Genomic DNA, 24,974 nt, shown 5'->3' with positions numbered 1-24,974 from the left:
TTGAGCCGTATGCAGGGAAACTTGCACGTACGGTTCTTAGGGGAGGCTGCGGCGGCGACGCCGTGGCCTTACCCTGGAGCAGCCCCCTGAATCTCCGGACACAGTCTCCCGCTTAAACTAACGGGTAGGGATAGGACTGTGTTTTTGACTAACACCAGGCAGGAAGTGATGGAAGTGTTGACGGGTCCGGAGCGTCGGCGGCGCTGGACGGCAGAACAAAAGCTGGCGATGGTGCGAGAGAGCTTCGAGCCGGGGAAGTCGGTTTCGATGGTTGCGCGCCAGCATGGCGTGAACCCGAACCAGTTGTTCCACTGGCGCAAGCTGTACCAGGACGGGAGCCTGTCAGCGGTCAAGGCCGGCGAAGAAGTTGTTGCGGCATCGGAATTGGCCGATGCGCTCAAGCAGATTCGCGAGCTGCGACGGATGCTCGGCAAAAAGACCATGGAGAACGAGATTCTTCGCGAAGCAGTCGAGTATGGCCGGGCAAAAAAATGGATAGCGCACTCGCCCTTGCTGCCGGAGGACGGCCAGTGAAGCTGGTCTGTGAAGTTCTCGGCGTGTCGCGCTCGAACGTATCGGCACGACTGTCGCGTCCGGCACATGGCGGGATGGACGTCAATCGAGGCAGACCGACGATGCGAGCGTGGTCGAGGAAATCCGGCGCGTCGTCGGCGATTTGCCCAGCTATGGATATCGTCGGGTCTGGGGCATGTTGCGCAACGAACGTGTTGCGCTTGGGCTGGTCCCGTTCAATGCAAAGCGCGTCTATCGTGGAGCAGCCCCCTGAAACACCGGACATAGCCTCTCACTTAAACTAGCGGGTAGGCATAAGACTGTGTTTTTGACTAACACCAGGCAGGAAGTGATGGAAGTGTTGACGGGCCCGGAGCGTCGGCGGCGCTGGACGGCGGAGCAGAAGCTGGCGATGGTTCGCGAGAGTTTCGAACCGGGGAAGTCGGTTTCGATGGTTGCGCGCCAGCACGGCGTGAACCCGAACCAGCTGTTCCACTGGCGCAAGCTGTACCAGGACGGGAGTCTGTCGGCGGTCAAGGCTGGAGAGGAAGTGGTCCCTGCATCAGAGCTGGCCGATGCCCTCAAGCAGATTCGTGAGCTGCAGCGGATGCTCGGCAAGAAGACCATGGAGAACGAGATTCTCCGCGAAGCAGTCGAGTATGGCCGAGCAAAAAAATGGATAGCGCACTCGCCCTCGCTGCCGGAGGACGACCAGTGAAACTGGTTTGTGAAGTTCTCGGCGTGTCGCGCTCGAACGTATCGGCACGACTGTCGCGTCCGGTGACGTGGCGCGATGGCCGTCAATCGCGGCAGACGGACGATGCGAGCGTGGTCGAGGAAATCCGCCGAGTCGTCGGCGATTTGCCCAGCTATGGCTATCGCCGGGTGTGGGGCTCGCTGCGCAATGAACGCATTGCTGCCGGACAGGTGCCGTTCAATGCGAAGCGCATCTATCGCATCATGCGCACTCACGGTCTGCTGATGCAACGGCGTCCAGCCCCGCCTCGGCCGCAACGTCGGCACGATGGCAAGGTGGCCGTCGCGCGCAGCAATCAGCGATGGTGCTCGGACGGCTTCGAGTTCCGCTGCGACAACGGCGAGCCGCTTCGAGTGACATTCGCGCTTGACTGCTGCGACCGCGAAGCGATGAGCTGGGCGGCTACGACGGCAGGTCACAGCGGCGACATCGTGCGCGACGTCATGCTGGCAGCAGTGGAAAATCGGTTTGGCAACGAGTTGCATACACCGTCCGAAATCGAGTGGCTGAGTGACAACGGTTCGGGCTATACGGCCGACGATACACGCCGGTTTGCAGCGGCCATCGGCCTGAAGCCATTGACCACGCCGGTGTGCAGCCCGCAAAGTAACGGGATGGCCGAGAGCTTCGTGAAGACAATGAAGCGCGACTACGTTGCCTTCATGCCAAAGCCGGACGCAGCGACTGCTGCACGCAACTTGGCCATCGCGTTCGAGCATTACAACGAGAAGCATCCCCATAGCGCGCTGAAGTACCGCTCGCCTCGCGAGTTCCGGCGCTCAATGGATTCAGCAACCTTAGTGTGACGCTGTGTCCGGGATTACAGGGTCAACTCCATATCGCGTCATGCGCACGCACGGGCTGCTGATGCAGCGCCGACCGATAACGCCCAGACCGCAACGCCGGCACGATGGCAAGGTGGCCGTGGCGCGCAGCAATCAGCGATGGTGCTCCGACGGCTTCGAGTTTCGCTGCGACAACGGCGAACCATTGCGCGTGACGTTTGCGCTGGACTGCTGCGACCGTGAGGCGATGAGCTGGGCGGCCACGACGGCCGGCCACAGCGGCGACATCGTGCGCGACGTGATGCTGGCTGCAGTGGAAAACCGGTTTGGCAATGAGCTGCATACGCCGTCCGAAATCGAGTGGCTGAGCGACAACGGTTCGGGCTACACGGCCGACGACACACGCCGGTTCGCACTCGCCATCGGTCTGAAGCCATTGACCACGCCAGTGTGTAGCCCGCAAAGTAACGGCATGGCCGAGAGCTTCGTGAAAACCATGAAGCGCGACTATGTCGCCTTCATGCCGAAGCCGGATGCAGCGACCGCTGCAAGCAACCTGGCCATTGCGTTCGAGCATTACAACGAGAAGCATCCCCATAGCGCGCTGAAATACCGCTCGCCTCGCGAGTTCCGGCGCTCGATGGACTCAGCAACCTTAGTGTGACGCTGTGTCCGGGATTGCAGGGTCAACTCCATACCCGCTCACAAGACTATCCCTTATTTTAAGAGAGTCCTCGTGTCCTCAGATACGTGGGGCCGCTCCAGAAACCTTCGGCAACCCACGTATGTCGACACGAACCGACGCGTCCGCAACATCTTGGCAGGATTGGACAATGGCTTGACTAACCGTAACGATCGACAAGCGTTGCGTTTAGTGATCAGGTGGAAATCCGTATCACGGCTTCAGTGAATCCATAACCGGACAGGCGAATAACCCGCTGGATGACGCGCCTTGGCTGAGGTTTGCGCAGCGATTCGCTCTCGTGACGTACGGGCAAACCAGCAGTTCCGCCAGCGCCGGATAATCGCCGACGCTCCTCGGTGTGTCGAGGAGGAGCCTGAGCTGTGATATCGGAATCCAGCTATGGCCTTGCAAGAGGGATTGGAGAATCTGGTGAAGCTTAGGCCATGAACTTCTCCCGCGTTCTACGCACCAGTTCGCGGGCCTATGAGCTTCACTTATGCCGCTCGTCGCCACCGTTTTGCACAGCAAGGGAGAGGTGGTAGACGTGGCGCTGCGCATCGTATCCGATTGGCGATGAATGAACGGAAGCCGACCGGATACGATACGTCTATCGAGACGATCGAGAGGGCATGCGCGCTGACGCTTTGATACCTTCGAATCAGCTACCATGCCCTCGCGAACGCGATGCACCTCGATACGGATCGAGCCGTCCTCGGTCGGGACTGTCTTGGCGCCCGTGCGATTGCGCTGGTTGGTTGCGGTGCTTGGCCTCGCACCGCCAGGCGGGTAGCCGAGATGGTGACTCATCTCGCCGCCCGGCGCCCGCTCAATCAGCGCCTTCTAAGGGGCAACGTCGCGGCATTGATCGCTTCAGCCGTCGTCGAACCGCTGCCGAATTGCTCAACTAACTAGGTGGGAATCGCCGGCAGGTCAACTGGTTTGGTTTTCGGTTTGCGAGGCATATAGTCTCCTTCGGAGCATCATATGCCTTGAACACGAAATTACAGGCAGGCCCGCAACCATCTCTACTGGAATCCGCGCTTCTAAAATGCGACCCGGTCAATTCCTTTAAGCTGGAGGATCTCACGTGCCTCATCTGGTGTCGCAATATCAAGGCCTAGGCCGTCGAGAATTTCACGCACCTTGAGCACTTGCTCTGCATTCGACTTTGCCAGTTTCCCCTTGCCAATCCACAGATTGTCTTCGAGGCCAACGCGTACATTGGCTCCCATCGAGGCGGCCATCGCCGCGATCTTCATTTGATTGGCTCCTGCACCAAGTACGGACCATCGATAGTCATTCCCGAACAGACGATCGGCCGTGCGCTTCATGTGCATCACGTCATCAGGATGTGTTCCGATACCTCCGAGAATACCAAAGACAGTCTGGATGAAGTACGGCGCTCTCACGAGCCCGCGCTCGGCAAGATGCGCGAGGTTGTACAGATGTGACGTGTCGTAACACTCGAACTCGTACCTCGTCCCGTTCGGCGACAGCTCCGTTAGCACGGTTTCCAAGTCGCCGAATGTATTGCGGAAAATCAAATCCTTGCTGCTTTCGAGATACGATTGTTCCCACTCGTGCTTAAAGGACTTGTAGCGCTTCAGCATGGGGTAAAGTGCGAAGTTCATCGAGCCGACGTTCATCGATGCCACTTCCGGCCTGAGCACCTTCGCGGGCATCATGCGCTCTTGAACTGTCATATACGGAGACCCACCCGTCGTGAGATTCAGCACTACATTGCTGCGCGCTTTGATCGCACGAACAAAGGGGAGAAATGCCTCCGGGCGTTGGTCGGGACGGCCTGTAATCGGATCGCGTGCATGCAAGTGGATGATGGCTGCGCCAGCTTCGGCAGCCGCAATGGACGACTCCGCGATTTCTTCCGCGGTTATCGGAAGATAGGGAGACATGGATGGAGTGTGGATCGCGCCGGTGACAGCGCAACTGATGATGACTTTGTCCTGGCGATACATGGCAGCATTCCCGATAATGACGGCGGTTGTTACAGGTCGAGGACCAGACGCGACGACTTGGACCGTGAGCAGCATGGCGTCATTTGGTCGTTCGCTTCATGTTCGTCGGACAACAGGAAAGTATCGCGATGATCGGGGGTACCAGACAGGACCCTGGTGACGCAGGTGCCGCAGACTCCCTGTTCGCACGACATGGATACATTGAAGCCATGTTCATTGAGCACGGCGGCGATACTCTTTCCTGGTGGGACGACCAGGACCGTCCCGGTGCTGGCAATTTCTACTTCGAATGACGTATCGTCATTATTTTGAATGGCTTCGTGCTTGAAGTACTCGTAGTGGAGCCGACCTTCTTCCCATCCCGTTTCACGAGCCGTATTGAGTACGGAATCCATGAAACCTTGTGGGCCACATACGTAGAGATGCGTATCGCGGCTGGCAGCGCCAAGGACGGCGGCAATATCCAGTTTCTGATCAATTGCGCCATCATCAAAATGATACTGCACCTTATCTGCCCACGCTGAATTCAAAGTCGCGTCGTAAAAGGCCATCCGATCCTTGCTGCGCGTGCAGTAGTGGAGGCTAAAAGGACGATTCTCACGATGCAGTTGATCAGACATGCAAAGCAACGGCGTCACGCCGATACCGCCAGCGAGAAGCAGGCTTTCGCCCGCTTCGGCATGCAATGGAAAGTGGCTTCGCGGCGTCGATATTTGAAGAATGTCACCATCCATCACATCATCGTGCATCGCCACGGAGCCGCCGCGGGAATGTGCATCGCGCAGAATTGCGACTACGTACCGTCCCGTGTCGTTGGCGGCATTGCAAAGCGAGTATTGGCGGATATAACCGCCGGGGATATGGATGTCGATATGTGCGCCTGGGACGAACGGGGGGAGGTCGGCGCCATCGAGAGCTACTAGCTCGAAACTGACGATATCTAGGGCCTCCACATTCTTTCGTGCCACACATACTGAAATCGTATCGTTTAAATCAATCATCGCTGGCTCACTGAACTGAAGCATGGCCGGATAGTCTGCCCACCATCCGCCGATTACTGTCTTGATAAACTTTTAACGAGAGAGTTTGTCCGTCGGTCGCGGATTGGATTCCGGATTCCATTGCACGACCACGTTGCTGGGGCCACGCATCGTGATATTGAGTGGCGCGTAAGTGAAGCGTTGATCCGGTTTAAGCCGAATTTCGGGGAGACGCATCGTCAACTCCTCAAGCATGATCTTCATCTCAAGCCGAGCGAGGGGAGCGCCATAACACGCATGCCATCCGAAGCCGAACGTCACATGGCGATTTGGTCCTTCGCGGTGAATGTTGAAAACCTCCCCGTCGTCGAACGTCGATTCATCGCGATTTGCCGCTGCGAAGTAGATGAGCACTTTGTCGTCGGGTTCGATGTCTGCACCTCCGACCGTAACCTTGTTCACTGCTCTACGTCGGTGCGAAATTACTGCCGGGGCGAAGCGAATACACTCTTCCACTGCATTTGGAATCAAGGAACGATTGCGACACAGATCGTTCCATGCATCGCGATGCTGCATCAACGTCAAGAACATGTTCGCCGCCGCGTTTACGGTGGTGTCATGGCCGGCAAACACAAAGTTCAAGGTCATTCGAGTGAGCTCGTCGTCCGTCCACAAGTTCTTTTCCTGTTGGCCGCGAATAGCTTCACTTACGACGTCATCGCCCAGATTGCCGCGAAGTTTTGCGATATGAGCCTTACAGTAGTGCCAGAATTCACCGAGCATGTCCGCCATATGGTTCTGGTCGCTTTCAGTTGGATGGCCCCAGCTGAAAAGGATCGTTGGTTCCGCCCATGCCTTAACGCGGTCGATGTCTTCTTGAGGGATGCCGAGAAAGTGCATCAGTACTACGGCCGGCACTTTGCTACTAAGCTGCTTGACAAGATCCGCTTCACCGTCTCGTACGAAATCGTCGACGCATTTCTTGACGGCATCGCGTACAAACGGTTCCAGTTCCTTCACCCGTTGGGGCGTCAGCGCTTTGGCCAACCACTTGCGGCGTTCGTCATGCTCGGGATTCACATCGTTGACCAGCGATCCCCCTCCGCCGCTGAACCCCGACCGCATGAAGTTCTCAATGGTTGACTGATAGAGGGGAACAATGGGTTCGAGCACCACGTCGGCGGAAAAATCCTTTGAGTTCCGAAGGATCGCTTTTGCATCGTCAAGCCGCGTCACGATCCAATACCCCAATCTCTCGTCGAAGAAGATTGGCTCGGTTTGACGCAGTTGCTTCAACGCCGAGAACGGATTGTCGAGAAAGTCCTGCTCAAAGGGCATGAAATTTTTCGCGGCCGCGGAAAAAGGGCAACGGGAAGCTGCGTTCGCCGGTGTAGTCATGATGTCTCCTTGTGCTTTGACATATTTGGGCTGAGTCAAGCGGCGCCCCACGGTCATATAGGCCAGCAGTTCAGTTTGGTGGTGATACTCGAGCGCCGATGCTAAGTCGATGCAACGGCATCCCTGCTCTGCCCAGCCACATGCTCGATCAATTCCGCGCATGTGGCCGGCAGGACACTGCCACGCCATGCTACGTGGTGGTCGGGCCGAACAAGCAAAATGGGAACGCCATAGATGCGGGATGCGTTGTCATCCTTGATACGCAGAATCTTGACCGGCACGCCCAGTTGACGTGATGCCGTTTCAATTCCGTTCGTTTCTGCGTCGTTGAGAACCAACAGCGTGAACCAGCGTCCGAGGTGGTCGTAGACTGCTGTTCCGTCCTCGAGGAAGACGTGAGGCAGTCGACTGCCAGGCCAGGTGGACGGTGTGTAGCTAAGCGGATCAAACGTCGGCGGAGTGCCGACTTCATGGCTCGTGATCGCCGATTCATAGCGATAGCCATGCTCTGCACCCCAGCCTTCGTTTTCTGCGTTCCCGAGTTCCAATATCCTCCGGCCCAACTCGGCTCGAAGGTTCGCGGCTTCGGCACCGGTGCCGGACAGATCTCCTGCGGCCGCATAGGCTTCCGCGATCTGTACACGCACGTCCAGATGCCGACGCGACGTCTGCAGTGACATTTCAGCTACAGGCCGACGCTCTTCCTCGTAGGAGTTCAGCAGCGCTTCGCCACCCCAGCCATTCACGGCTGCAGCCAATTTCCAGCCGAGGTTCGCGGCGTCGGCTACACCCGAATTCATGCCGTACCCACCGGTGGGCATCCACTGGTGACATGCATCACCTGCGATAAAGATACGATCTTTACGGTAACTCGTGGCAAGGAGAAAGTGCGCGTGCCAGGGGTTCGCGACCGTGATCTCATAGTCGAAGTCGGTGCCGACCCAGTCCCGCAGCACTGCATGAGGGTCGAGGTCTTCACCCGCAACATCGGGCGGGAGAAAAGCTTGTAAAGTCCACGTATCTGTATCGTTCTGCGCGATCAGGACACCACTTCCGGTTTGGATGTGCCAAGCGATTCCAAATCGTTGCAAGAGGTCGCGGGCGTTCGAGCGAAAGTGCACCATGTAGGCGTGAGCCGCATTGCTTGTGCCTTCCAATTGAATACCAAGATGACGACGGACCGTACTGTTCCCTCCGTCACACCCAACCAGATACTTAGAGCGAACCTTGCGTGTCTGTCCGGTGTCGCGGTTCTTCAGCAAGGAAGTGACGCCCTCGGCATCCTGTTCGAAGGACTCGACATTCCAGCCGAACCATGTTTCGACGTATTCACTATCGTCGGCTGCGGCTTTCAGGGCGGGTTCGATCACGATCTGGCTCACGCGCATCGGCGGCTCCAGCGTCAACGTACCATCATTGTGTTGTCGGCGAATCTCGCGACCTTCGTTGCTTGACGGGTAGGGAAAGCGGCACAGCTCATGATTGGCGAGATTGTCAACCCAGACGATGTCGAACGGGTTGTCCTCCGGTATGCCCACTGTGCGCAGCCGTTGGGCTAAACCGATACGACGGAACAGTTCCATGCTGCGACCGTTTGTCAGATCCATCTTGGGATGACGTGTAGTAGTCGGATTGCGTTCGGCCACAATACTGCGGACCCCCTGATGGGCCAGCTGGAGAGAGAGGGTGAGGCCAACTGGTCCACCGCCAGCAATGAGAACGGGAACTTCGAACATGGGTAGGTATCCTCTGCAACTCAATCAAACAATTTTAATTTCGATGTCGAAACCTCGCGGACCGGTGCGAGGGCGCTTCTTAAGCTCACATTCGGGCTCACCTGCATGGAAGCGACGAGCCAGTTCCGCAGGGTCGACGTCGACACCGATCGGGTTCTCGGCAAACTCGGTCGAATGGAAAAATTCTGTGGACTCCTCCAACGTTCCGAAATTCTCGACTTGCAGTTCAAGCTGATTGCCGTCGGGATCTCGGTAATAGAAGGAGGTGGTGGGCCCGTGGTTGGTGCACCAGACGGGCTCGATTCCCAATTGCTTGGCTCGCTCATAGTTCGCAATCAGATCGCCCAGCGTGGCGTAAGTGAACGCGACATGATGTACGCCGGCTACCCCTGCTCGCTGATCCTGAAGCCCGGAAATGTTCAACACCGCAAGCCGGTGGTGTTCATCGTCATAGGTAAGAAAGCTCAGGACATCGTTGGAAAATGTTGAATGAGCGCAGAGCAAGTCTTTGTAGTAGCTGACGACCTCATGGTAGCGAGATGTACGCAGGACGAAATGCGCGAGCTTGCTCGGAGGCGTTGGTTTTACCGTTTCGTGCATCGTTGTCTCCCTGAGCCGGCTTAACCGGCAGGTTGAGGAAAAGAGCCATACCGTCCAGCTAGCTTCAAGGCTCGAGCCCGGTGCTTGCGGTTCCGGAAACTCGTTCTTACTGGCGTCCGACTATTGGGCCGATCTGGCGTTGATTTTCGAGAAAGCATCTCGTGACCGTTCATTGGCTAGCCGAGCAGACCCGTTCTTGGTTGCCAGTATCGGTAGCGCAGGCCAGATCCACTTTACGAACGTTGCTGTATTGCGGATCGATTGTGGAAATATGTGATCGATAAGCCGTAGGTCGCGCCATTTCGGGTGCTGCGACTGGCTTCCCTGGTGGGCGGTGGCGAATAAGGGCAAGACGCATGCACTAGTGCTATCGATCGATGCAAGAGTCGGCCAAGCTTGCCTTTCAACAGCGCAATTGAGCGTCGCAACGGTCAAAAGGGGTTTTCCCGCATTTCGGCGCGGCATCAGGAGCCGTAAGCTCTAACAGGATGCACCAGTATTTTGGGCACCTGTCCTCGGCATGCGCCTCATACAAAAATCCCATGCGCCGGCGCGCTGACATCTGTATGTCGCGGCACCAAGGCGGCCGTGCGGACGCCTAGCCTGCGTTCAGACAGAATGAGGCGACACCATGTCGCCCGGTGACTGGAGACAAAGATGTTCACAATTTCGTTTGAGGAGAGAGCATCTACCTCCGTCGACGATTTCCGCTGGTGGCGCAGCATAGCGGATGCTGGTTCCACCGGAGCGGACACCATGGATGTACCCGTTTCCCCGTTGTTCGAGGGAAAATGGTGCTCGATCCATCGGGTCTCCATCGGCGAGACACCTCATTCGGCCAAATTTCGTCGTTCGCGGCATACGCTAATGATCTTTGACCGCGGAAGTTTTGTACACGGTGAGCGACGTATCGACAGCCTCCGGGTCGCTGCGACGGGGCCGCTCGACAAGGGTGTTGATTTTGCGCCTGCGAATTCCGAATTCCAGGCAATCGCCGGACCAGGCAGCAACATCGACTGCCTGATGGTGTCGGTCGACGAGGGGGCGTTGGATTCTTTTGTGGGGAGCGATCACGAACAGGTGCGATTGAATCCCTGCGTTAATCTTGGCGGTGATTTATTGCTACCGCTCACTGACAGGTTGCGCCAGCTTTGTCGAAGCGACACGCTATATCTGGACAGCATTTATCTCGAGGCTCTTGTCGGAATGCTTTTCCGAGAAGTCAAGCAAGCACAAAACGACAGCATCAGCCGATCGGTACGCTGTTCGGGCGGGCTTTCATCGCATGCACGCCGCATCATGCGCGATTTCCTCGCCGAAAATCTCGGTCAGAAGATCGATCTCGAGACATTGGCAGAGCAGGTAGGGCTCAGCCGGTTTCACTTTACCCGAGCATTCAAAACGACGTTTGGCATTCCACCGTATAAGTACCTCCTGGATCTCCGGATTCGAAAGGCTGCCGACCTCCTGAGATCTACGCAGACTCCGATTACGGCTATCGCGCTCGAAGTAGGGTTTTCGTGTTCGAGTGAATTCGCAAGAGCGTTTCGCCAAGCCATGAACTGCACTCCGCGGGAATTCCGACTGATCAATCGATAGATTTGCGGGATGCCCAGCCTCGTATATTGTCGACCGAGCCGCAACCTCGTTTTCAGTTGAAGAGGGGTTTTTAGGCGGTCGCCTATCTAAGTCAGCGGGCTCGATCGGCTTGCCGGATCAATCGCTTCGGAGCTCGCAGTACACGTGACGCTGCTAGCTAGGCACTATTGTTCACCCCGCGACGTCTTGCATTACTTGACTTCGAGGCGCGTTTCGTCGTTCTGCGGATTGCGCGCCTCGGATCGTCTAGGTATTGAAGACGATTGCGGACACTCTCTCCTGGATGCGCCAGCCGTCGGCCGTCGCGATATAGATGTCGCGATAGTCTGCGACAGTAATGGAGGGGGCGCCATTCTCGCTTCCTACGCGATGAAACAGCAACATACTCCCCGCTCCGGTGGCTATGCCATTACCGGGGGTGTCGATACGAATATTGGTACAGATATGGCGTGTAATCATATCGTCGGGACGGGCATGCATTGCGCGCAAAATCGCACTCCTGCCCCGCAGAGTCTCGCCTCGGCGCTCGAATGTGCCATCTTCCGTAAATAACGCAACGAATTTTTCATAGTCGCGCGAATCTGCGAAATGTGCAAAGTCCGCACTTAATCGCTTACAGAGCGTCTCACATGCCAGTGGTTCCAGGATGTCAATCATGTCTATTCATTCCTGTGGTGGAAGTTCAATGTGATGGTTTGCCATAGGAGTGCGTTAATTAATATGCTGATTGGTCAGATTGGCATGGGCTGCGTGCCATTGAGTCTGTTCGTCGGTGCGCAATTTATGTCGCCTCGATTCAATTGAATCATTTTTTCTGGGTCGACACATTGTCACTTTCCTTCGGGTACCACTTCGTTTTCGATGGCACCAATTCGATCGATCTCGACGCGCACGATATCCCCCGCTTGTAACCATTTTGGGGGCTTGGCACCTGCACCGACGCCGCCCGGCGTTCCAGTCAGAATGATGTCGCCGGGCTCCAGTGTCATCACCTGGGACAGGTGTTCGATCTGATCGGAGCAGTCGAAGATCAGATGTCCGGTGCTCGACTCCTGTCGCTTTTCCCCATTCACGAAGCAACGAATGCCCAAATTGTGCGGATCGCCCACTTCATCCGGCGTGACGATCCAAGGGCCGAAAGGGGCATGTGTGTCGAATGACTTGCCCAAAATGAACTGCGACGTGCGCAGTTGCCAGTCTCGCACGCTCACATCGTTTGCAGCACAGAATCCGAAGATGACATCGGCGGCCTGATCGCGGCCAACATGACGACATCGCTTCCCAATTACGAACGCTAGTTCGGCCTCGTAGTCGAGTGATGCGGAGCATTTCGGCAGCTCGATGGCGCCAAACGGTGCGGTCACTGCCGTTGGCATCTTTGCAAACCAAAGCTGATGTTTAGGTGTCGCCATGCCGGATTCCGCAACATGGTCCGAATAGTTCAATCCTATGCCCAGAATTTTCCCCGGTCGCTCGATTGGGGCGAGCAAGCGAACCGAGTCCATTGAAACATTGGCCCCGTGACTTTCCGCAAGAGCAGTAAGTTGCGGCTGATATTTGGACCATGCCGCAATTAGGTCGATCATCGTGCGTGGCGCATCAGGCAAGTGCATCGAGATGTCGATAATGCCGGTGTCGACGACTATGCCAAGCCGTGGTGCTTCTAGGGACGTTTGAAACGTTGCAAGCTTCATTGGAACGCAATCTCCATTCAAAGTTTTGAGAATCGCAGGGGGGAACCCAGCGATGCCGACTGCGGTGCCTCATCGTCTGCACGGGATCGCGTGACGATAATCCGAACGCCAAGTGAAACACGCGTATGCCGATGAGGAACATATCGCTCCTGTGAGCTGCGCCATAGCGTGCGATCGGTTATGCGTGCGTGGCCATTTTCCGGACGAACGAACTCTGAACGAGAGCTTGCGGTGTACGCCGGGCGGGAACGATGACCGCAGGCAAAGCGACGAGAGCCCAATTCTTGGGGTGTATGGTAGGTCAATCCGTCTCAAGCGCTTTATGAACTGTGCGGAACTATCGATTTCTTGCCGGAATTTGTCTATCGCGGTGGACGCTCGTTGCTCCTTCTAGCGCGAGCAGCAAACGGCTTTCCTGAGCGCATTCGGCTGCGACGGGTGCGCGTGAGGAGCATGAGTTGATCCACCGAGGGTTTTCGGCAAGAAATCCTCAAGTAAGCACGATTCCGTGAGATTGATGTAGTCGTTCGTAGCATCATGTGGCCACACGTTGGCGGGCGCCTTCGAAACGAAGGCTCGCCCCGACTACAAGCATTCAGCCCCCGCGAAGTTGCAGTCGTGTGCGACTTCATGGTTTCAATGACGCTTGGAACGCGTGGTCATCTATAGCCGATCACGCCGTACGCGAACACTGCAAGGTAAGCAGGAATCCTATGAATGATCATACTTTGAAAGCCGTCCAGTTCGAATCGACAGATGGCTTTGTTGCCGACGCCGATCCTCAGGAAACGCTCGAATGGTGCGACGCGTTACTTTCTCTGGTGAACGTTGAAGGTCCTGAGCGAGCGCGCTTCATTCTCGACAAACTGGCTGCAATTGCGCGCGATTCCGCCCTTGGCTGGCAGCCCGCACACGGGACGCCTTACGTGAATACGGTTTCTGTCGAGGATCAGCCGGCATTCCCCGGTGACTTGGCTATCGAGGATCGGCTCGGCTCGATCATGCGCTGGAATGCTCTTGCGATGGTGGTCCGCGCCAACCAGGCATACGGTGAACTTGGGGGACACATTGCCAGCTACGCAAGCGCGGCCGACCTCTTCGAGGTCGGCTTCAACCACTTCTTTCACGCCCGAACTGGAGCCTTTGGCGGTGATTTGATCTTCTACCAGCCGCACTCTGCTCCCGGAGTTTATGCTCGCGCGTTTATCGAAGGCCGTCTGGAGGAGGGCGATCTGGCGCATTACCGACAGGAGATCAGTGCACGTCGGGTTGGTGCAAAGGGTTTGTCTAGCTATCCGCACCCCTGGTTGATGCCCGACTTTTGGCAATTTCCGACCGGGTCGATGGGAATCGGGCCGATCAGCTCAATTTATCAAGCGCGCTTCATGCGCTATTTGCAGGACCGGGGCGTTCTGGATACGACGGGACGCACCGTATGGGGTGTGTTCGGCGACGGAGAGATGGACGAGCCGGAAAGTATGTCGGCACTTACGCTCGCGGCGCGGGAGGGACTCGATAACCTCGTGTGGGTTGTGAATTGCAATCTTCAGCGTCTCGATGGCCCGGTGCGCGGAAACGGCCGCATCATCGATGAACTGGAAGAACTCTTTCTCGGTGCCGGCTGGAACGTCATCAAACTCGTGTGGGGATCCGACTGGGACGGCCTGTTCGCGCGCGACAAGGACGGTGCGCTCGTGCAGGCGTTTGCGCAGACTGTGGATGGACAGTTGCAGACGTTCGCGGCCAAGAACGGACGCTATAACCGGGACCATTTCTTCGGCCAGAATCCGGACCTCGCCAAGCTCGCTCAAGGGTTGACCGACGAACAGATCGACCGCCTGAAGCGCGGCGGCCACGATCTCGTAAAAATCTACGCGGCCTATCACAAAGCTGTACATCACCGTGGGCAACCGACGGTGATTCTGGCGCACACGAAGAAGGGTTTTGGTATGGGCGATGCGGGGCAGGGCAAGATGACCACCCATCAGCAGAAGAAACTTGATAGGGAAGCCCTCATTGCCTTTCGTAATCGCTTCGAGTTGCCGATGTCCGACGAGCAAATCGAGTCGCTCAGCTTCTACAAGCCAGCGGAAGATAGCCAGGAGATGCAATATCTGCGTGCGAGGCGCGAGGCGCTTGGCGGCTACATGCCGACGCGGGGAACAGCGGCTTCACCACTGGCGGTGCCGGCGCGAGACGCGTATGCCGGTTTTGCCATTCAGGCCGACGGCAAGGAAATGTCCACCACGATGGCGTTTGTGCGGATGTTGAGCAATTTGCTGAAGGACAAATCACTCGGCCCAAGGATCGTGCCGATCGTCGCAGACGAGGCACGTACTTTCGGTATGGCAAACCTCTTCAAGCAGATTGGGATCTATTCTAGTGTCGGGCAGCGATATGAGCCGGAAGATATCGGCTCGATTCTGAGCTATCGCGAAGCACGGGACGGTCAGATCCTCGAGGAGGGCATCAGCGAAGCCGGGGCGGTGAGCTCCTGGGTGGCGGCAGCTACCAGCTATAGCGTGCACGGTACGGCAATGCTGCCGTTCTACATCTACTACTCGATGTTCGGTTTTCAGCGCATCGGTGATCTGATCTGGGCTGCGGCTGATCAGCGCGCACGTGGGTTCTTGCTCGGCGCAACCGCAGGACGGACGACGCTCGGCGGAGAGGGGTTGCAGCATCAGGACGGTAGTAGCCTCGTCGCTGCCTCGATGGTCCCCAACTGCAGGGCCTACGATCCATGCTTCGCGGGCGAGTTCGCCGTGGTTCTCGACTACGGCATGCGTCAGATGCTGGAGCATCAAGAAGATGTCTTCTACTACGTCACGCTCGTGAACGAGAACTACGCTCAACCGTCATTGCCGCCAGGCGTCGAGAATGACGTAATTCGCGGGCTGTACCGTTTCGGCGCCCAGGCGGCAACGCAACCAAGGGGACGGGTGCGCCTGATAGGATCCGGTGCGATCCTGCGCGAGGTCATCGCTGCAGCGGAATTGCTCGCGCAGGACTGGCAAGTGGATGCCGAGATTTGGAGTGCGACGAGCTTCAGCGAACTCGCGCGTGACGCGCGTGAAGTGGAACGCTGGAATCGTCTGCATCCTCAGGCCGAGATGCGGCGCAGTCACGTGGAAACTTGTCTGACTGGCGACGTGCCGGTGATTGCCGCCACCGACTATGTGCGCGCGTGGCCGCAATTGATCGGGACATACGTTGGTGCCCGCTTCACGGTGCTCGGTACGGACGGGTTCGGGCGAAGCGATACGCGATCCGAGCTTCGGAGTTTCTTCGAAGTTGACCGGCATCATATTGTGCTTGCGGCACTGCGATCGCTGATGCAAGAAGGGCGTCTCGACGCTGGATTGTGTGTTCAGGCGATCGAACGCTACGGCATCGCAACGGAAGTTGAGGCGCCTTGGGCGTGCTGATTTTCAGCGTATTTTGCATCTATTCAATACAGTTTCGTCTTGTTGCCCGGGCTCGTCAGCGCACGAATACGGGCAACGATACCGATCTGCTCGGAGTTCGCACATGGCGATGAAGGAAGTTTTCGCCCCAGACATCGGGGATTTCAAAGATGTCGAAATCATCGACCTGTTGATCAAGGCTGGCGACGTGATCGAGGAAGGCCAAAGCTTGGTCACGGTCGAGTCTGACAAGGCGTCGATAGAAATCCCCTCGTCTCACGCGGGTGTTGTTCAGGAGCTTTTCATCCAACTCGGCGACAAGATCAGCCAGGGATCACTGCTTCTATCACTGCGAGAAGCAGGTGCTCACGAAGTAGTGAACGGAACGGCGTCCACAACTATTTTGCCAACTGCTCCGGCGCCCGTTGCAATCTCGTCCGAGACGATTGAGAGTCTGGCACCCTCTGCCGAGCCGAACGCGACGCCCGCCACGCATGCGCGGATGGTCGTGCCTGGCGTCGTAACGCTTGCGTCGCCGAGCATTCGGAAGCTCGCTCGCGAACTCGGTGTGCAGTTGGAGAGCGTCACGGGTAGCGGCCCGAAGGGACGCATTTTGCGCGATGACGTGCATCACTACGTCAAAGGTGCAATGGTCAACCAGCCAAACGTTCCGACGTTGCCGCACGCGGAACCCGCTGGGCGTGGACTGACGGGGCTGCTTCCTTGGCCGGAGGTGGACTTTTCAAAGTTCGGCCCCATCGATCGGCGTGATCTTTCGCGTATCAAGAAAATTTCGGGCGCGAATCTGCATCGCAACTGGGTCATGATTCCGCATGTCACAAATCATGAGGAGGCGGATATCACGGACTTGGAAGCGTTCCGAACTCAAATCAACAAGGAAAACGCGACATCCGGTATCAAGGTTACGATGTTGGCCTTCTTGGTGAAAGCGTGTGTTGCGGCTCTGAGGAAATTTCCGGAGTTCAATGCAAGCTTGGACGGCGAGCAGATCGTTCTCAAACAGTATTATCACGTAGGTTTTGCCGCGGACACACCAAACGGTCTGGTTGTGCCGGTGATCAAGGACGCTGACAAGAAAGGGGTGCTGGCGATTGCCAAGGAAATGGGCGAGCTCGCGGTGAAGGCGCGTGAAGGAAAGCTAACGCCTCATGATATGACAGGTGGTTCCTTCTCGATCAGCTCGCTTGGTGGGATCGGCGGGACCAATTTCACGCCGATCATCAATGCACCAGAGGTTGCCATCCTGGGCCTGTGCCGCTCGAGCACGAAGCCCGTATGGGATGGAACGACGTTCGTACCTCGGTTGATTCTTCCGCTCTCGCTGAGCTGGGATCACCGTGTCATTGATGGCGCCGCGGCCGCCCGCTTCAATGCCTATCTCGCGCAGACCCTCACAGACATCCGGCGCACTATCCTGTAACGCCTTCGAGAGTTCGATGGCGGGCGAGTATTAGCGTGGTGGTAGTCGGTTGATCGTCCCTCTACGCAAGGCTGCCGCAACTGTTGAAATCTTGGGGTGAGACGAAGTCCCGCGTACCACGACGCAAGTTTCGCGTGTCGGCAAGTGAAGCTTGTTGCCCACGGATGGCATCAACAGGTTTCTCCAATCCTTACTATCCATGGCCGCCGTGACGCCTACCCCCATCCAGTCCATCCTGATCGCGAACCGCTCGGAAATCTCGATCCGCGTGATGCGTGCCGCCGCCGAACTGAACATGCGTACGGTGGCGGTGTATTCGAAGGAAGACCGCCTCGCGCTGCACCGCTTCAAGGCGGACGAGAGCTACCTGATCGGCGAAGGCAAGAAGCCGCTCGCCGCGTATCTCGACATCGACGACATCCTGCGCGTCGCGCGACAGGCTAAGGTCGACGCGATTCACCCCGGTTACGGCTTCCTGTGCGAGAACCCCGATTTCGCGCAGGCCGTGATCGACGCCGGCATTCGCTGGATCGGCCCGTCGCCGGACGTGATGCGCACGCTCGGCAACAAGGTGGCCGAGCGCAATGCGGCGATCGCCGCCGGCGTGCCCGTGATGCCCGCGACCGCGCCGCTGCCGGACGATCTCGATGCGTGCCGCGCGCTGGCCGCGGAAGTCGGCTATCCGCTGATGCTGAAGGCGAGCTGGGGCGGCGGCGGACGCGGCATGCGCGTACTGGAAAGTGATCAGGACCTCGAAACACTGCTGCCCGTCGCGCGCCGCGAGGCGTTGGCCGCGTTCGGCAACGACGAGGTGTACGTCGAGAAGCTCGTGCGCAATGCGCGGCACGTCGAGGTGCAGGTGCTCGGCGACCTGCACGGCACGGTCGTGCATCTGTACGAGCGCGATTGCACGGTGCAGCGGCGCAACCAGAAGGTCGTCGAACGCGCGCCGGCGCCGTATCTAGATCACGCCGGCCGGCAGGCGTTGTGCGAATCGGCGCTGCGCCTGATGCGCGCGGTCGGTTACACGCATGCGGGCACCGTCGAATTCCTGATGGACGCCGACACCGGCCAGTTCTACTTCATCGAGGTGAACCCTGTCCAGGTTCGGCCGAACTGATCTGCCGGCGTCCATAAGTGATTGAATTTTGATGACTATGTCGCGTCACTTGGTGCCTCGGCTAACGCATTGGCGCTTGTCTGCGCCTGGCTAAACTTGCAGCATCGGCGTAGGTTTATGTGATGTAGCGCAGAAAACCTACGCCGAGTATGCTTCTCTCGAGAAAACCTACGCCGAGGGAAGAATGCGGTTCGATGCACGTGTTGCGGCTAAACTGCTGAGTGGCGAGCACCTGACCTTTGAGGGGTTTCCGGGGTTACGCCTCCAGGCGTCGACGAGCCGCAAGTCGTGGACGTATCGTTACAAGTCGCCGGTCGACGGCCGCATGCGACAGGTAAAGCTCGGCGAATGACCGGCGATGGCGTTTGCCGCAGCGATCGCTGCGTGGGAAAAGAACCGTGTCGAACGCGATTCTGGTACTGAGCTTTCAGCACTCCGTCGAAAACGAGATAAATCGACTGTTCGTCCATCACCGACCGCCTACACAGTCGGACAGGTGTGCCGCGACTATCTTGAGGGGTATGTAGAAGTAAATCGGAAGACAAAGGGAGCGGTTGAGGTCGCACGTATGTTCAAGGCGATGTTGGGGCCTATTGCGGATGTGAGCGCAGCGGCTATCACACGTGCTCAGGCATTCGACTTATAGGCTGTTGCGAAATTAAGTTTTGGGTCTGTTAACTTTTCCGACTTGGTGTTAACTTTCTGTCTTGTTTTGCCCGACAGGAAGCGATGCCTAAGAGACGGTTTCAAAAATCTATGGTCACGCCCGTTTTTGCAACACTGATCTTTGATGATGTGGTTGGCTTGCCTAAATCTATCCGGCGTCGTTGTGGGGATTGCTCCCCGCGCCACGATGAGAGTCGCGCCTGACGGTCCTGAAAAGGCCCGCGGCCTTGAAGGCCAATTTTGTAGACAGGTTTTCCGTCAGGCCGGTGTGCCGTTCACGTCATCCAATTTCAGCAATCGCAAAACCAGGTGGGTAGACTGCGGTAAAACCCGATTCGGGAAGCGAGTGCTCAGGCTGGCATGGCGCCCGCTCCCGCATCAAAGGTCGTGTGGCGGGTTGCCAGCGCCCAAGCCGTCCGGGCAAACTTGTTTGCCAGGGCGCAGGCGACGACGTTCGAATGTCGTCGTGTCAGCATCGCCCTGACCCACTCGGCAAGTCGGCCAGTTTGTCGCTCAAGCCGTTGCATGTAAGCGCGGGCGCACTGCACCAGCAGGCGCCGGATGTTCTTGTCTCCTCGCTTGCTGATACCGAGCAGGTTGGCTCTGCCACCCGTACTGTACTGTCGCGGAACAAGTCCGACTGAAGCGGCAAAGTCGCGGCTGCAGCCATACTGCTTGCCATCGCCCATTTCTGCCGCCAGTACGCTGGCCGTGATCGGCCCCACACCGGGAATCGATAGCAATCGCTGCCCCAGATTGTCGTCGGCCAGCTGCCGGGAAATTTCCTTGTCGATTTCTGCGATTTGCCCGCTGAGGTACTTGAAGTGAGCGTGCAGCCGCTCAAGAATCGAAACCAAGGCAGGTGGTAGTGAATGTTCAGCGAGTACCGCTGGCAAACGGGTAATGACGGCCTGACCAACTGGCAAGCTGATACCGAATTCCAGCAGAAAGCCGTGTATCTGGTTGACGGTCTTCGTGCGGTCGCGGATCAGTGATTCCCTGACGCGATGCAGGGCGGAGAGCATTTGCTGCGATTCAGTCTTCGGCGTAACAAACCGCATAGACGGCCGTGAAGCCGCCTCGCAGATCGCTTCGGCATCCACGAAGTCGTTCTTGTTGCCTTTCACGAATGGGCGCACAAACTGCGGCGAGATCAGCCTGATCTGATGCCCGAAGCCTGCGAGCTTACGGGCCATGTGATGAGCACCTGCACATGCCTCCATGACGACTGTGCACGGATGGAACGTGGCGAAAAACTCAGCCAGTTGCTTACGGCTCATCTTCTTGCGGAACACGGCCTTGCCTCGTTGATCCTGACCGTGAAGATGAAACGAATGCTTGCCCAGATCAATCCCTACCAGCGTCACGCTCTGCATTGATGGTCTCCAGAAAGAAAAACACCCTACTAGCGTAACCCGCTCGTAGGGTGGGGGTGACCATCTCATTAGGCCCCGTGGGGCTGTTAACTTTCGCGGCGAGCTGTTAACCTCAGGCATCGGAACAACCGAGGCCGCGGAGATGGGCAAGCCGATCATCGACGACGAATTGTGGACACTGATCGAGCCGTTACTGCCGCCACCCAAGCCACGGCGCGAGAAGAACCCGGGCCGCCTGCCTGTTTCGAATCGCGCCGCGCTGACCGGCATCCTGTTCGTTCTCAAGACCGGACTACGCTGGCGCGACCTGCCGGCCGAGATGGGATGCGGCTCGGGCGTGACATGTTGGCGCCGGCTGCGCGATTGGCAAGCAGCCGGTGTCTGGGATCGTTTGCACGAGCTACTGCTCGCAAAGCTGCGCGCAGCGGACCAGATCGACTTCTCACGAGCCGCCGTCGATTCATCATCGATTCGCGCAGTTGGGGCAGGCCAAAAACTGGGCCAAACCCTACCGATCGCGCGCGACCCGGTTCCAAGCACCACATCGTCACCGACGTCAACGGTACGCCGCTCGCCGCGATCCTGACCGGCGCGAACGTCAACGACGTCACGCAATTGCTGCCGCTGATCGACGCGATTCCGCCGATCCGCGGATTGCGTGGCCACCCATTGCAGCGGCCGCGTGTGGTCTACGCGGATCGCGGTTACGACTCCGAGCTACATCGACGCGCGTTGCGCGATCGCGGTATCGAGCCGGTGATCGCCAAGCGCCGTACCGAACACGGCAGCGGCCTTGGCAAATATCGCTGGGTCGTCGAACGCACGCATGCCTGGCTGCATCACTTCCGTCGTCTCCGTATTCGTTTCGAGCGCCGTGCAGACATTCACGGCGCGTTCCTCAAACTCGGTTGCTGCCTGATCTGCTGGAATACCCTCCGGCGGGCCGATCAGTCTTTATGAAACCGTCTCTAAAGAACTGATAGACGACGAATTGTGGTCACTCATCGAACCGCAGCTACCTGCGCGAGCATCGCACAATCGCCAATATGCCGGTCGAAAGCCGACACCCGACCGAGCCGTTCTAACCGGCATCGTGTTCGTGCTGCGCTCGGGCATTGCGTGGAATCTGCTCCCACAAGAAATGGGATGCGGTTCGGGTACCGCCTGCTGGCGCCGACTCGTTGCGTGGCAAGAAGCAGGAGTCTGGCAACGCATCCACGAAACGTTGCTGGCCGAACTGCGTCGTCGTGGCGAAATCGATCTGTCTCGAGCGCTTGTGGACAGTTCGTCGATTCGCGCGATGCTGGCGGGAAAAAAACGGCCCGAATCCAACGGACCGGCGCAAGCTCGGCAGCAAACATCACCTCATCGTCGACGCGAAAGGTATCCCGCTCGCGGTCATCCTGAGCGAGGCGAACCGCCACGACGTCACCCAGCTTGATGCACTCGTCGATGCCATTCCACACATTCGAGGCAAGCGGGGACGCCCACTGCATAAACCTCAAATCGTTCAGGGTGATCGGGGCTACAGTTCGGAAGCACATCGACAGCGCTTGAGAAAGCGCGGCATCACGCCGATGCTTGCAAAGATTGGCTCGCCCCATGGCAGTGGTCTGGGCAAAACGCGTTGGCCCGTCGAGCGTTCGATTGCATGGCTTCACTCGTTTCGACGCCTGAAGATTCGCTACGAACGTTATGCCCATGTCCATGAAGCCTTTCTGTCCCTGGCTTACGCCTTGATTTGCTGGACGCGACTCAAGCCAACGTTTAACTAATTTCGCAACAGCTTCTAAGCGCGCCCCAGCTTTTTCCTACCTGAGCAAGAAGCGTTGAATTTTTTCGCTGGGCGTTTTCGGCAGCTCGGCCTCTGCTAGGCGTATGCCAGCAGCAGACGCGAGAGACGGTCGTCGCCGACGAATCCTGCATCGCTGTCTCCTGCTTCTTCCGCCGACCGAAAAAAAGCGCTTCTGCTACTTGCATCAGGCGTCGAACGTTGAACGCGCGTTATATTGGGTCCGTCTTTGGTGGACCTCCGGCTTGTGCACGAGCGTTCGCTCACTGCAGTGCAGCAGTCCGCCCAGCGTGGATCGACTCGCACTCGAGCTGATTGGTGACGGTAAGGTAGTTCAAGCGCTCTTCACCGAATGTCGCGCCGGAGACAATTCCGGGTTAATCCCTACCGGGTCTATTCACTTATGTCGAACGACTTTGTCGGCGGGTGCGTGTGAGCAGCCGACCCGAGCCACGAACAGCGCGAACCTGCGGCAGGCCGCCCAGATTCGCGATCCCAGCGACTATGTCAGCCACAAGGGCGAAGTGGCCGAGCACTGGCTCGGCGTCAGTGAAGGCATCATCAAGATCACCACCGTGTCGTCCTCCGGCAATTCCGTCACGTTTGCCGGCGTGTTGACCGGCGGCTGATTTGGCGAAGGCGTGGTTCTCAAGCATGAAGATCGCAAATACGAGGTGATGGCGCTGCGCCGCTCACCCATCGCCTTCGTGCCGCGCGAGACGTTCCAGTGACTACTCGCACGGCCTGCCTTGCACGCGCCTTCTGCGGATGCAATTGAACGAAAGTCTCGGCCAGTTCATCGTCGCAGTCGAATACGAGCGGCTGCTCGACATCGATTCGCGCGTCGCGCGCGGTGTCGTCGCTGTTCAACGAACACCCGTATCCCAGGATGGGTAGCACGCTGGAAATATCGCAGGAAGAGATCGCTGCTTGCCGGCATCTCCAGGCAGCGCGCCAACCAGGTGCTGAAGGTGCTCGAGCAGCAGGGGCTGGTGCGCGTGGATTACGGCGTGATCAAGGTGCTGGATCTGGTGGGCTGCGCCAGTACGGAGAATAGCCAGGCAGCCCAACATTCAATTGTCTGACGACGCGCAATGTCGCCCCATATCATCAGGAATACTTATCTGATCAACGAATAGAATTTCTCGGCGGCATGCTGACGATACCATCGTCTTGAATTTACCCCTTGCGGATCATGTGGATCAGTTCGATGCCGGCGAAGATGATGTGGGTACAACGGAAATTTTAACGCCCATCATCGGCCTGATGATACGCTTCATGGCACGGTAGTCTTGCTCGACGAGGTTTTTGAGGACCTTAATCGGTTTTTCTCGGACTATGTTGAGCGCTTCCAACGCGGCGCAGTTGGGTGGTGCGGACACGCTGTAATCCACGCCCACTGCCTCGAATCTTCAGAACGGTTTTCTCCTCGTGGAAATTTATGCGTTCGACTTTTAACTCCACATCGCCAGATTCAGCAGATAGTGGGTCGCCGATGCGTGATAGATGATATCGCCTCCGTTGGCACTGTCGAGATATGGCAACAGCATCGACGTTTGGGTTACACCGCATTGACGAGCGCCGAATTTAACCTGCTTAAGATCTACGGCGCGCGTCGCGATCGTGCGCTCAGCAACTCTATTGGTTGAGCGATAGGCGACGTTAACCATATGCGTTTCGATCGGGTATGCGCCACCAGCGTTTCCACCTGGTGGCGGCACATCCGTGTATCGCTTCCAGAAGGATGCGTTGAGCCCAGCGTCCTGGTCACTCAGTGATCCGCGTGCTCCTTCTTGACCGCGCCGCGATACGCGCGAGCGACGTCGGGTGCCGTCACTTAGAGCCGAGAATGGGTGAAAGAAAGTTAGTTGGCAACGGACTCAATCAGATGCTCGGACTCTCATTGCACAACCTGCCGACCTTCGCGCAAAATCCGCGCAGCCTCTTCGACGACGTCAAAGCTCAGTTCACAGTTATCGACGCCGTGACGCCCGTCGCCGCGAGGTCCGCGGGAGACGCCTCTCCATCCGCGATTTTGGCAACAGCATCGGCGATCACATCGGCATCGTGGGCGCCGTCACGCAGGATTTCCTCGGCCACCACACCAGCGATGCCGACCAGCTCTTTCCAGTTCGCGGAAAGGTCAGGAACGGAAAGCCCGGACGCCACAGCAATCGTTCGCATCAGTTCCGGACAGGTGCGAGGACGAAACTGCCCGAGCCAAGCCACTTCTTCCGGGTTCCCGCTGTGGTTTCTCCACACGACCGCGTCGCCAGCGCCACCAAAACGTTCGTAGACGATTTTGTGAGCTGCTTCATGGTAGGCAGACTTACGGACTTCTCGCGCAGTTATTTGTTCGTTGTTGAATTGAATCATGTCCGTGGGTGCGTCTGGTCCAGATACGCCAGGTATGTGTGAAGCGGCGGGCGATTTCCATCGCGGTCAGGGG

19 protein-coding genes and 6 pseudogenes are annotated in these 24,974 nt (G+C 57.7%); 13 read left to right on the top strand and 12 right to left on the bottom strand.

What is annotated here, in order from left to right; translation table 11 throughout:
* Window positions 1-168: 168 nt before the first annotated feature.
* The 3 genes and pseudogenes from PL79_RS21845 to PL79_RS21835 all read left to right on the top strand — a co-directional run.
* Window positions 169-772, top strand: a pseudogene (locus tag PL79_RS21845) (transposase); the annotation flags it as partial.
* A gap of 93 nt (window positions 773-865) precedes the next feature.
* A protein-coding gene (locus PL79_RS21840) for an IS3 family transposase (RefSeq protein ID WP_135801118.1) occupies window positions 866-2,076 on the top strand; the annotation gives its coding sequence in 2 pieces (ribosomal slippage) (window positions 866-1,181 and window positions 1,181-2,076; 1,212 coding nt in all).
* A gap of 31 nt (window positions 2,077-2,107) precedes the next feature.
* Window positions 2,108-2,719 (top strand): annotated as a pseudogene (locus PL79_RS21835) (DDE-type integrase/transposase/recombinase); the annotation flags it as partial.
* Between the two features lie 654 nt (window positions 2,720-3,373).
* Here PL79_RS21835 and PL79_RS21830 read toward each other — a convergent pair.
* From PL79_RS21830 to PL79_RS21805, 6 genes and pseudogenes are all read right to left on the bottom strand, one after another.
* Window positions 3,374-3,702: pseudogene (locus PL79_RS21830) on the bottom strand (transposase); the annotation flags it as partial.
* 81 nt (window positions 3,703-3,783) lie between these two features.
* Window positions 3,784-4,716: a 3-keto-5-aminohexanoate cleavage protein gene (locus tag PL79_RS21825; RefSeq protein WP_044847024.1), complete on the bottom strand. Its 933-nt coding sequence runs from the start codon at window positions 4,714-4,716 to the stop codon at window positions 3,784-3,786.
* Between the two features lie 29 nt (window positions 4,717-4,745).
* A complete protein-coding gene (locus tag PL79_RS21820) occupies window positions 4,746-5,741 on the bottom strand; it encodes a PDR/VanB family oxidoreductase (RefSeq protein ID WP_235879308.1) in 996 nt (331 codons plus the stop codon).
* A 48-nt stretch (window positions 5,742-5,789) separates the two neighbouring features.
* Entirely contained in the window at window positions 5,790-7,094 is a 1,305-nt protein-coding gene (locus PL79_RS21815; protein WP_044847051.1) for a cytochrome P450, read from the bottom strand.
* Between the two features lie 101 nt (window positions 7,095-7,195).
* Window positions 7,196-8,830 (bottom strand): FAD-dependent monooxygenase, encoded by a 1,635-nt coding sequence (locus PL79_RS21810; RefSeq protein WP_044847028.1) that lies wholly within the window; start codon window positions 8,828-8,830, stop codon window positions 7,196-7,198.
* Between the two features lie 24 nt (window positions 8,831-8,854).
* The gene (locus tag PL79_RS21805) at window positions 8,855-9,430 is read right to left on the bottom strand and encodes a VOC family protein (RefSeq protein ID WP_082088656.1); all 576 of its coding nucleotides are present in this window, start codon (window positions 9,428-9,430) and stop codon (window positions 8,855-8,857) included.
* A gap of 657 nt (window positions 9,431-10,087) precedes the next feature.
* Here PL79_RS21805 and PL79_RS21800 point away from each other — a divergent pair.
* A complete protein-coding gene (locus PL79_RS21800; protein WP_082088657.1) occupies window positions 10,088-11,029 on the top strand; it encodes a helix-turn-helix transcriptional regulator in 942 nt (313 codons plus the stop codon).
* 246 nt (window positions 11,030-11,275) lie between these two features.
* On the opposite strand, the gene PL79_RS21795 is transcribed toward PL79_RS21800, so the two are convergent.
* A complete protein-coding gene (locus PL79_RS21795) occupies window positions 11,276-11,686 on the bottom strand; it encodes a nuclear transport factor 2 family protein (protein ID WP_052664750.1) in 411 nt (136 codons plus the stop codon).
* 173 nt (window positions 11,687-11,859) lie between these two features.
* A complete protein-coding gene (locus PL79_RS21790) occupies window positions 11,860-12,723 on the bottom strand; it encodes a fumarylacetoacetate hydrolase family protein (protein WP_044847030.1) in 864 nt (287 codons plus the stop codon).
* Between the two features lie 713 nt (window positions 12,724-13,436).
* Between PL79_RS21790 and mdeB the strand changes: the two genes are divergently transcribed.
* The 4 genes and pseudogenes from mdeB to PL79_RS37215 all read left to right on the top strand — a co-directional run.
* Window positions 13,437-16,151, top strand: coding sequence for an alpha-ketoglutarate dehydrogenase (gene mdeB / locus PL79_RS21785; protein WP_082088658.1), 2,715 nt, complete (start codon window positions 13,437-13,439; stop codon window positions 16,149-16,151).
* 103 nt (window positions 16,152-16,254) lie between these two features.
* On the top strand, window positions 16,255-17,571 hold the full coding sequence (aceF, locus tag PL79_RS21780; RefSeq protein WP_052664752.1) for a dihydrolipoyllysine-residue acetyltransferase: 1,317 nt from the start codon (window positions 16,255-16,257) through the stop codon (window positions 17,569-17,571).
* Window positions 17,572-17,770: 199 nt separating this feature from the next.
* Window positions 17,771-18,670, top strand: a pseudogene (locus PL79_RS21775) (ATP-binding protein); the annotation flags it as partial.
* A 205-nt stretch (window positions 18,671-18,875) separates the two neighbouring features.
* Window positions 18,876-19,334 (top strand): annotated as a pseudogene (locus PL79_RS37215) (tyrosine-type recombinase/integrase); the annotation flags it as partial.
* 373 nt (window positions 19,335-19,707) lie between these two features.
* Here the strand turns inward: PL79_RS37215 and PL79_RS21765 are convergent.
* Window positions 19,708-20,733 (bottom strand): IS110 family transposase, encoded by a 1,026-nt coding sequence (locus tag PL79_RS21765; protein WP_044847056.1) that lies wholly within the window; start codon window positions 20,731-20,733, stop codon window positions 19,708-19,710.
* A 142-nt stretch (window positions 20,734-20,875) separates the two neighbouring features.
* Between PL79_RS21765 and PL79_RS21760 the strand changes: the two genes are divergently transcribed.
* The 5 genes from PL79_RS21760 (at window position 20,876) to PL79_RS36905 (ending at window position 23,610) form a co-directional block, all read left to right on the top strand.
* A protein-coding gene (locus PL79_RS21760) for an IS5-like element IS402 family transposase (RefSeq protein WP_135801117.1) occupies window positions 20,876-21,693 on the top strand; the annotation gives its coding sequence in 2 pieces (ribosomal slippage) (window positions 20,876-21,224 and window positions 21,224-21,693; 819 coding nt in all).
* Window positions 21,680-22,508, top strand: a protein-coding gene (locus tag PL79_RS21755) for an IS5 family transposase (protein WP_135801116.1) whose coding sequence is annotated in 2 segments (ribosomal slippage) — window positions 21,680-22,047 and window positions 22,046-22,508 — 831 coding nt in all. Because the reading frame shifts where the segments join, the coding sequence is not laid out codon by codon here. Before PL79_RS21760 ends, PL79_RS21755 begins: the two co-directional genes overlap by 14 nt.
* A gap of 307 nt (window positions 22,509-22,815) precedes the next feature.
* Window positions 22,816-23,154, top strand: a complete 339-nt coding sequence (locus PL79_RS36695) for a hypothetical protein (protein WP_235879307.1) — start codon at window positions 22,816-22,818, stop codon at window positions 23,152-23,154.
* A gap of 139 nt (window positions 23,155-23,293) precedes the next feature.
* Window positions 23,294-23,422, top strand: a complete 129-nt coding sequence (locus tag PL79_RS36910) for a hypothetical protein (RefSeq protein WP_268906933.1) — start codon at window positions 23,294-23,296, stop codon at window positions 23,420-23,422.
* Window positions 23,423-23,487: 65 nt separating this feature from the next.
* Entirely contained in the window at window positions 23,488-23,610 is a 123-nt protein-coding gene (locus PL79_RS36905) for a hypothetical protein (RefSeq protein ID WP_268906932.1), read from the top strand.
* Window positions 23,611-23,704: 94 nt separating this feature from the next.
* Here the strand turns inward: PL79_RS36905 and PL79_RS21745 are convergent.
* The 3 genes and pseudogenes from PL79_RS21745 to PL79_RS21735 all read right to left on the bottom strand — a co-directional run.
* Window positions 23,705-23,931, bottom strand: a pseudogene (locus PL79_RS21745) (IS6 family transposase); the annotation flags it as partial.
* 48 nt (window positions 23,932-23,979) lie between these two features.
* Window positions 23,980-24,195, bottom strand: coding sequence for a hypothetical protein (locus PL79_RS21740; RefSeq protein ID WP_135801115.1), 216 nt, complete (start codon window positions 24,193-24,195; stop codon window positions 23,980-23,982).
* Window positions 24,196-24,487: 292 nt separating this feature from the next.
* Window positions 24,488-24,901, bottom strand: coding sequence for a hypothetical protein (locus tag PL79_RS21735; protein WP_235879306.1), 414 nt, complete (start codon window positions 24,899-24,901; stop codon window positions 24,488-24,490).
* Window positions 24,902-24,974 lie beyond the last annotated feature (73 nt).

It is taken from the genome of Burkholderia sp. USMB20 (assembly GCF_000949135.2).
GTDB lineage: Bacteria > Pseudomonadota > Gammaproteobacteria > Burkholderiales > Burkholderiaceae > Burkholderia.
The sequence above is the reverse complement of the archived record's forward strand: the minus strand, read 5'-3'. Positions and strand labels throughout refer to the sequence as shown.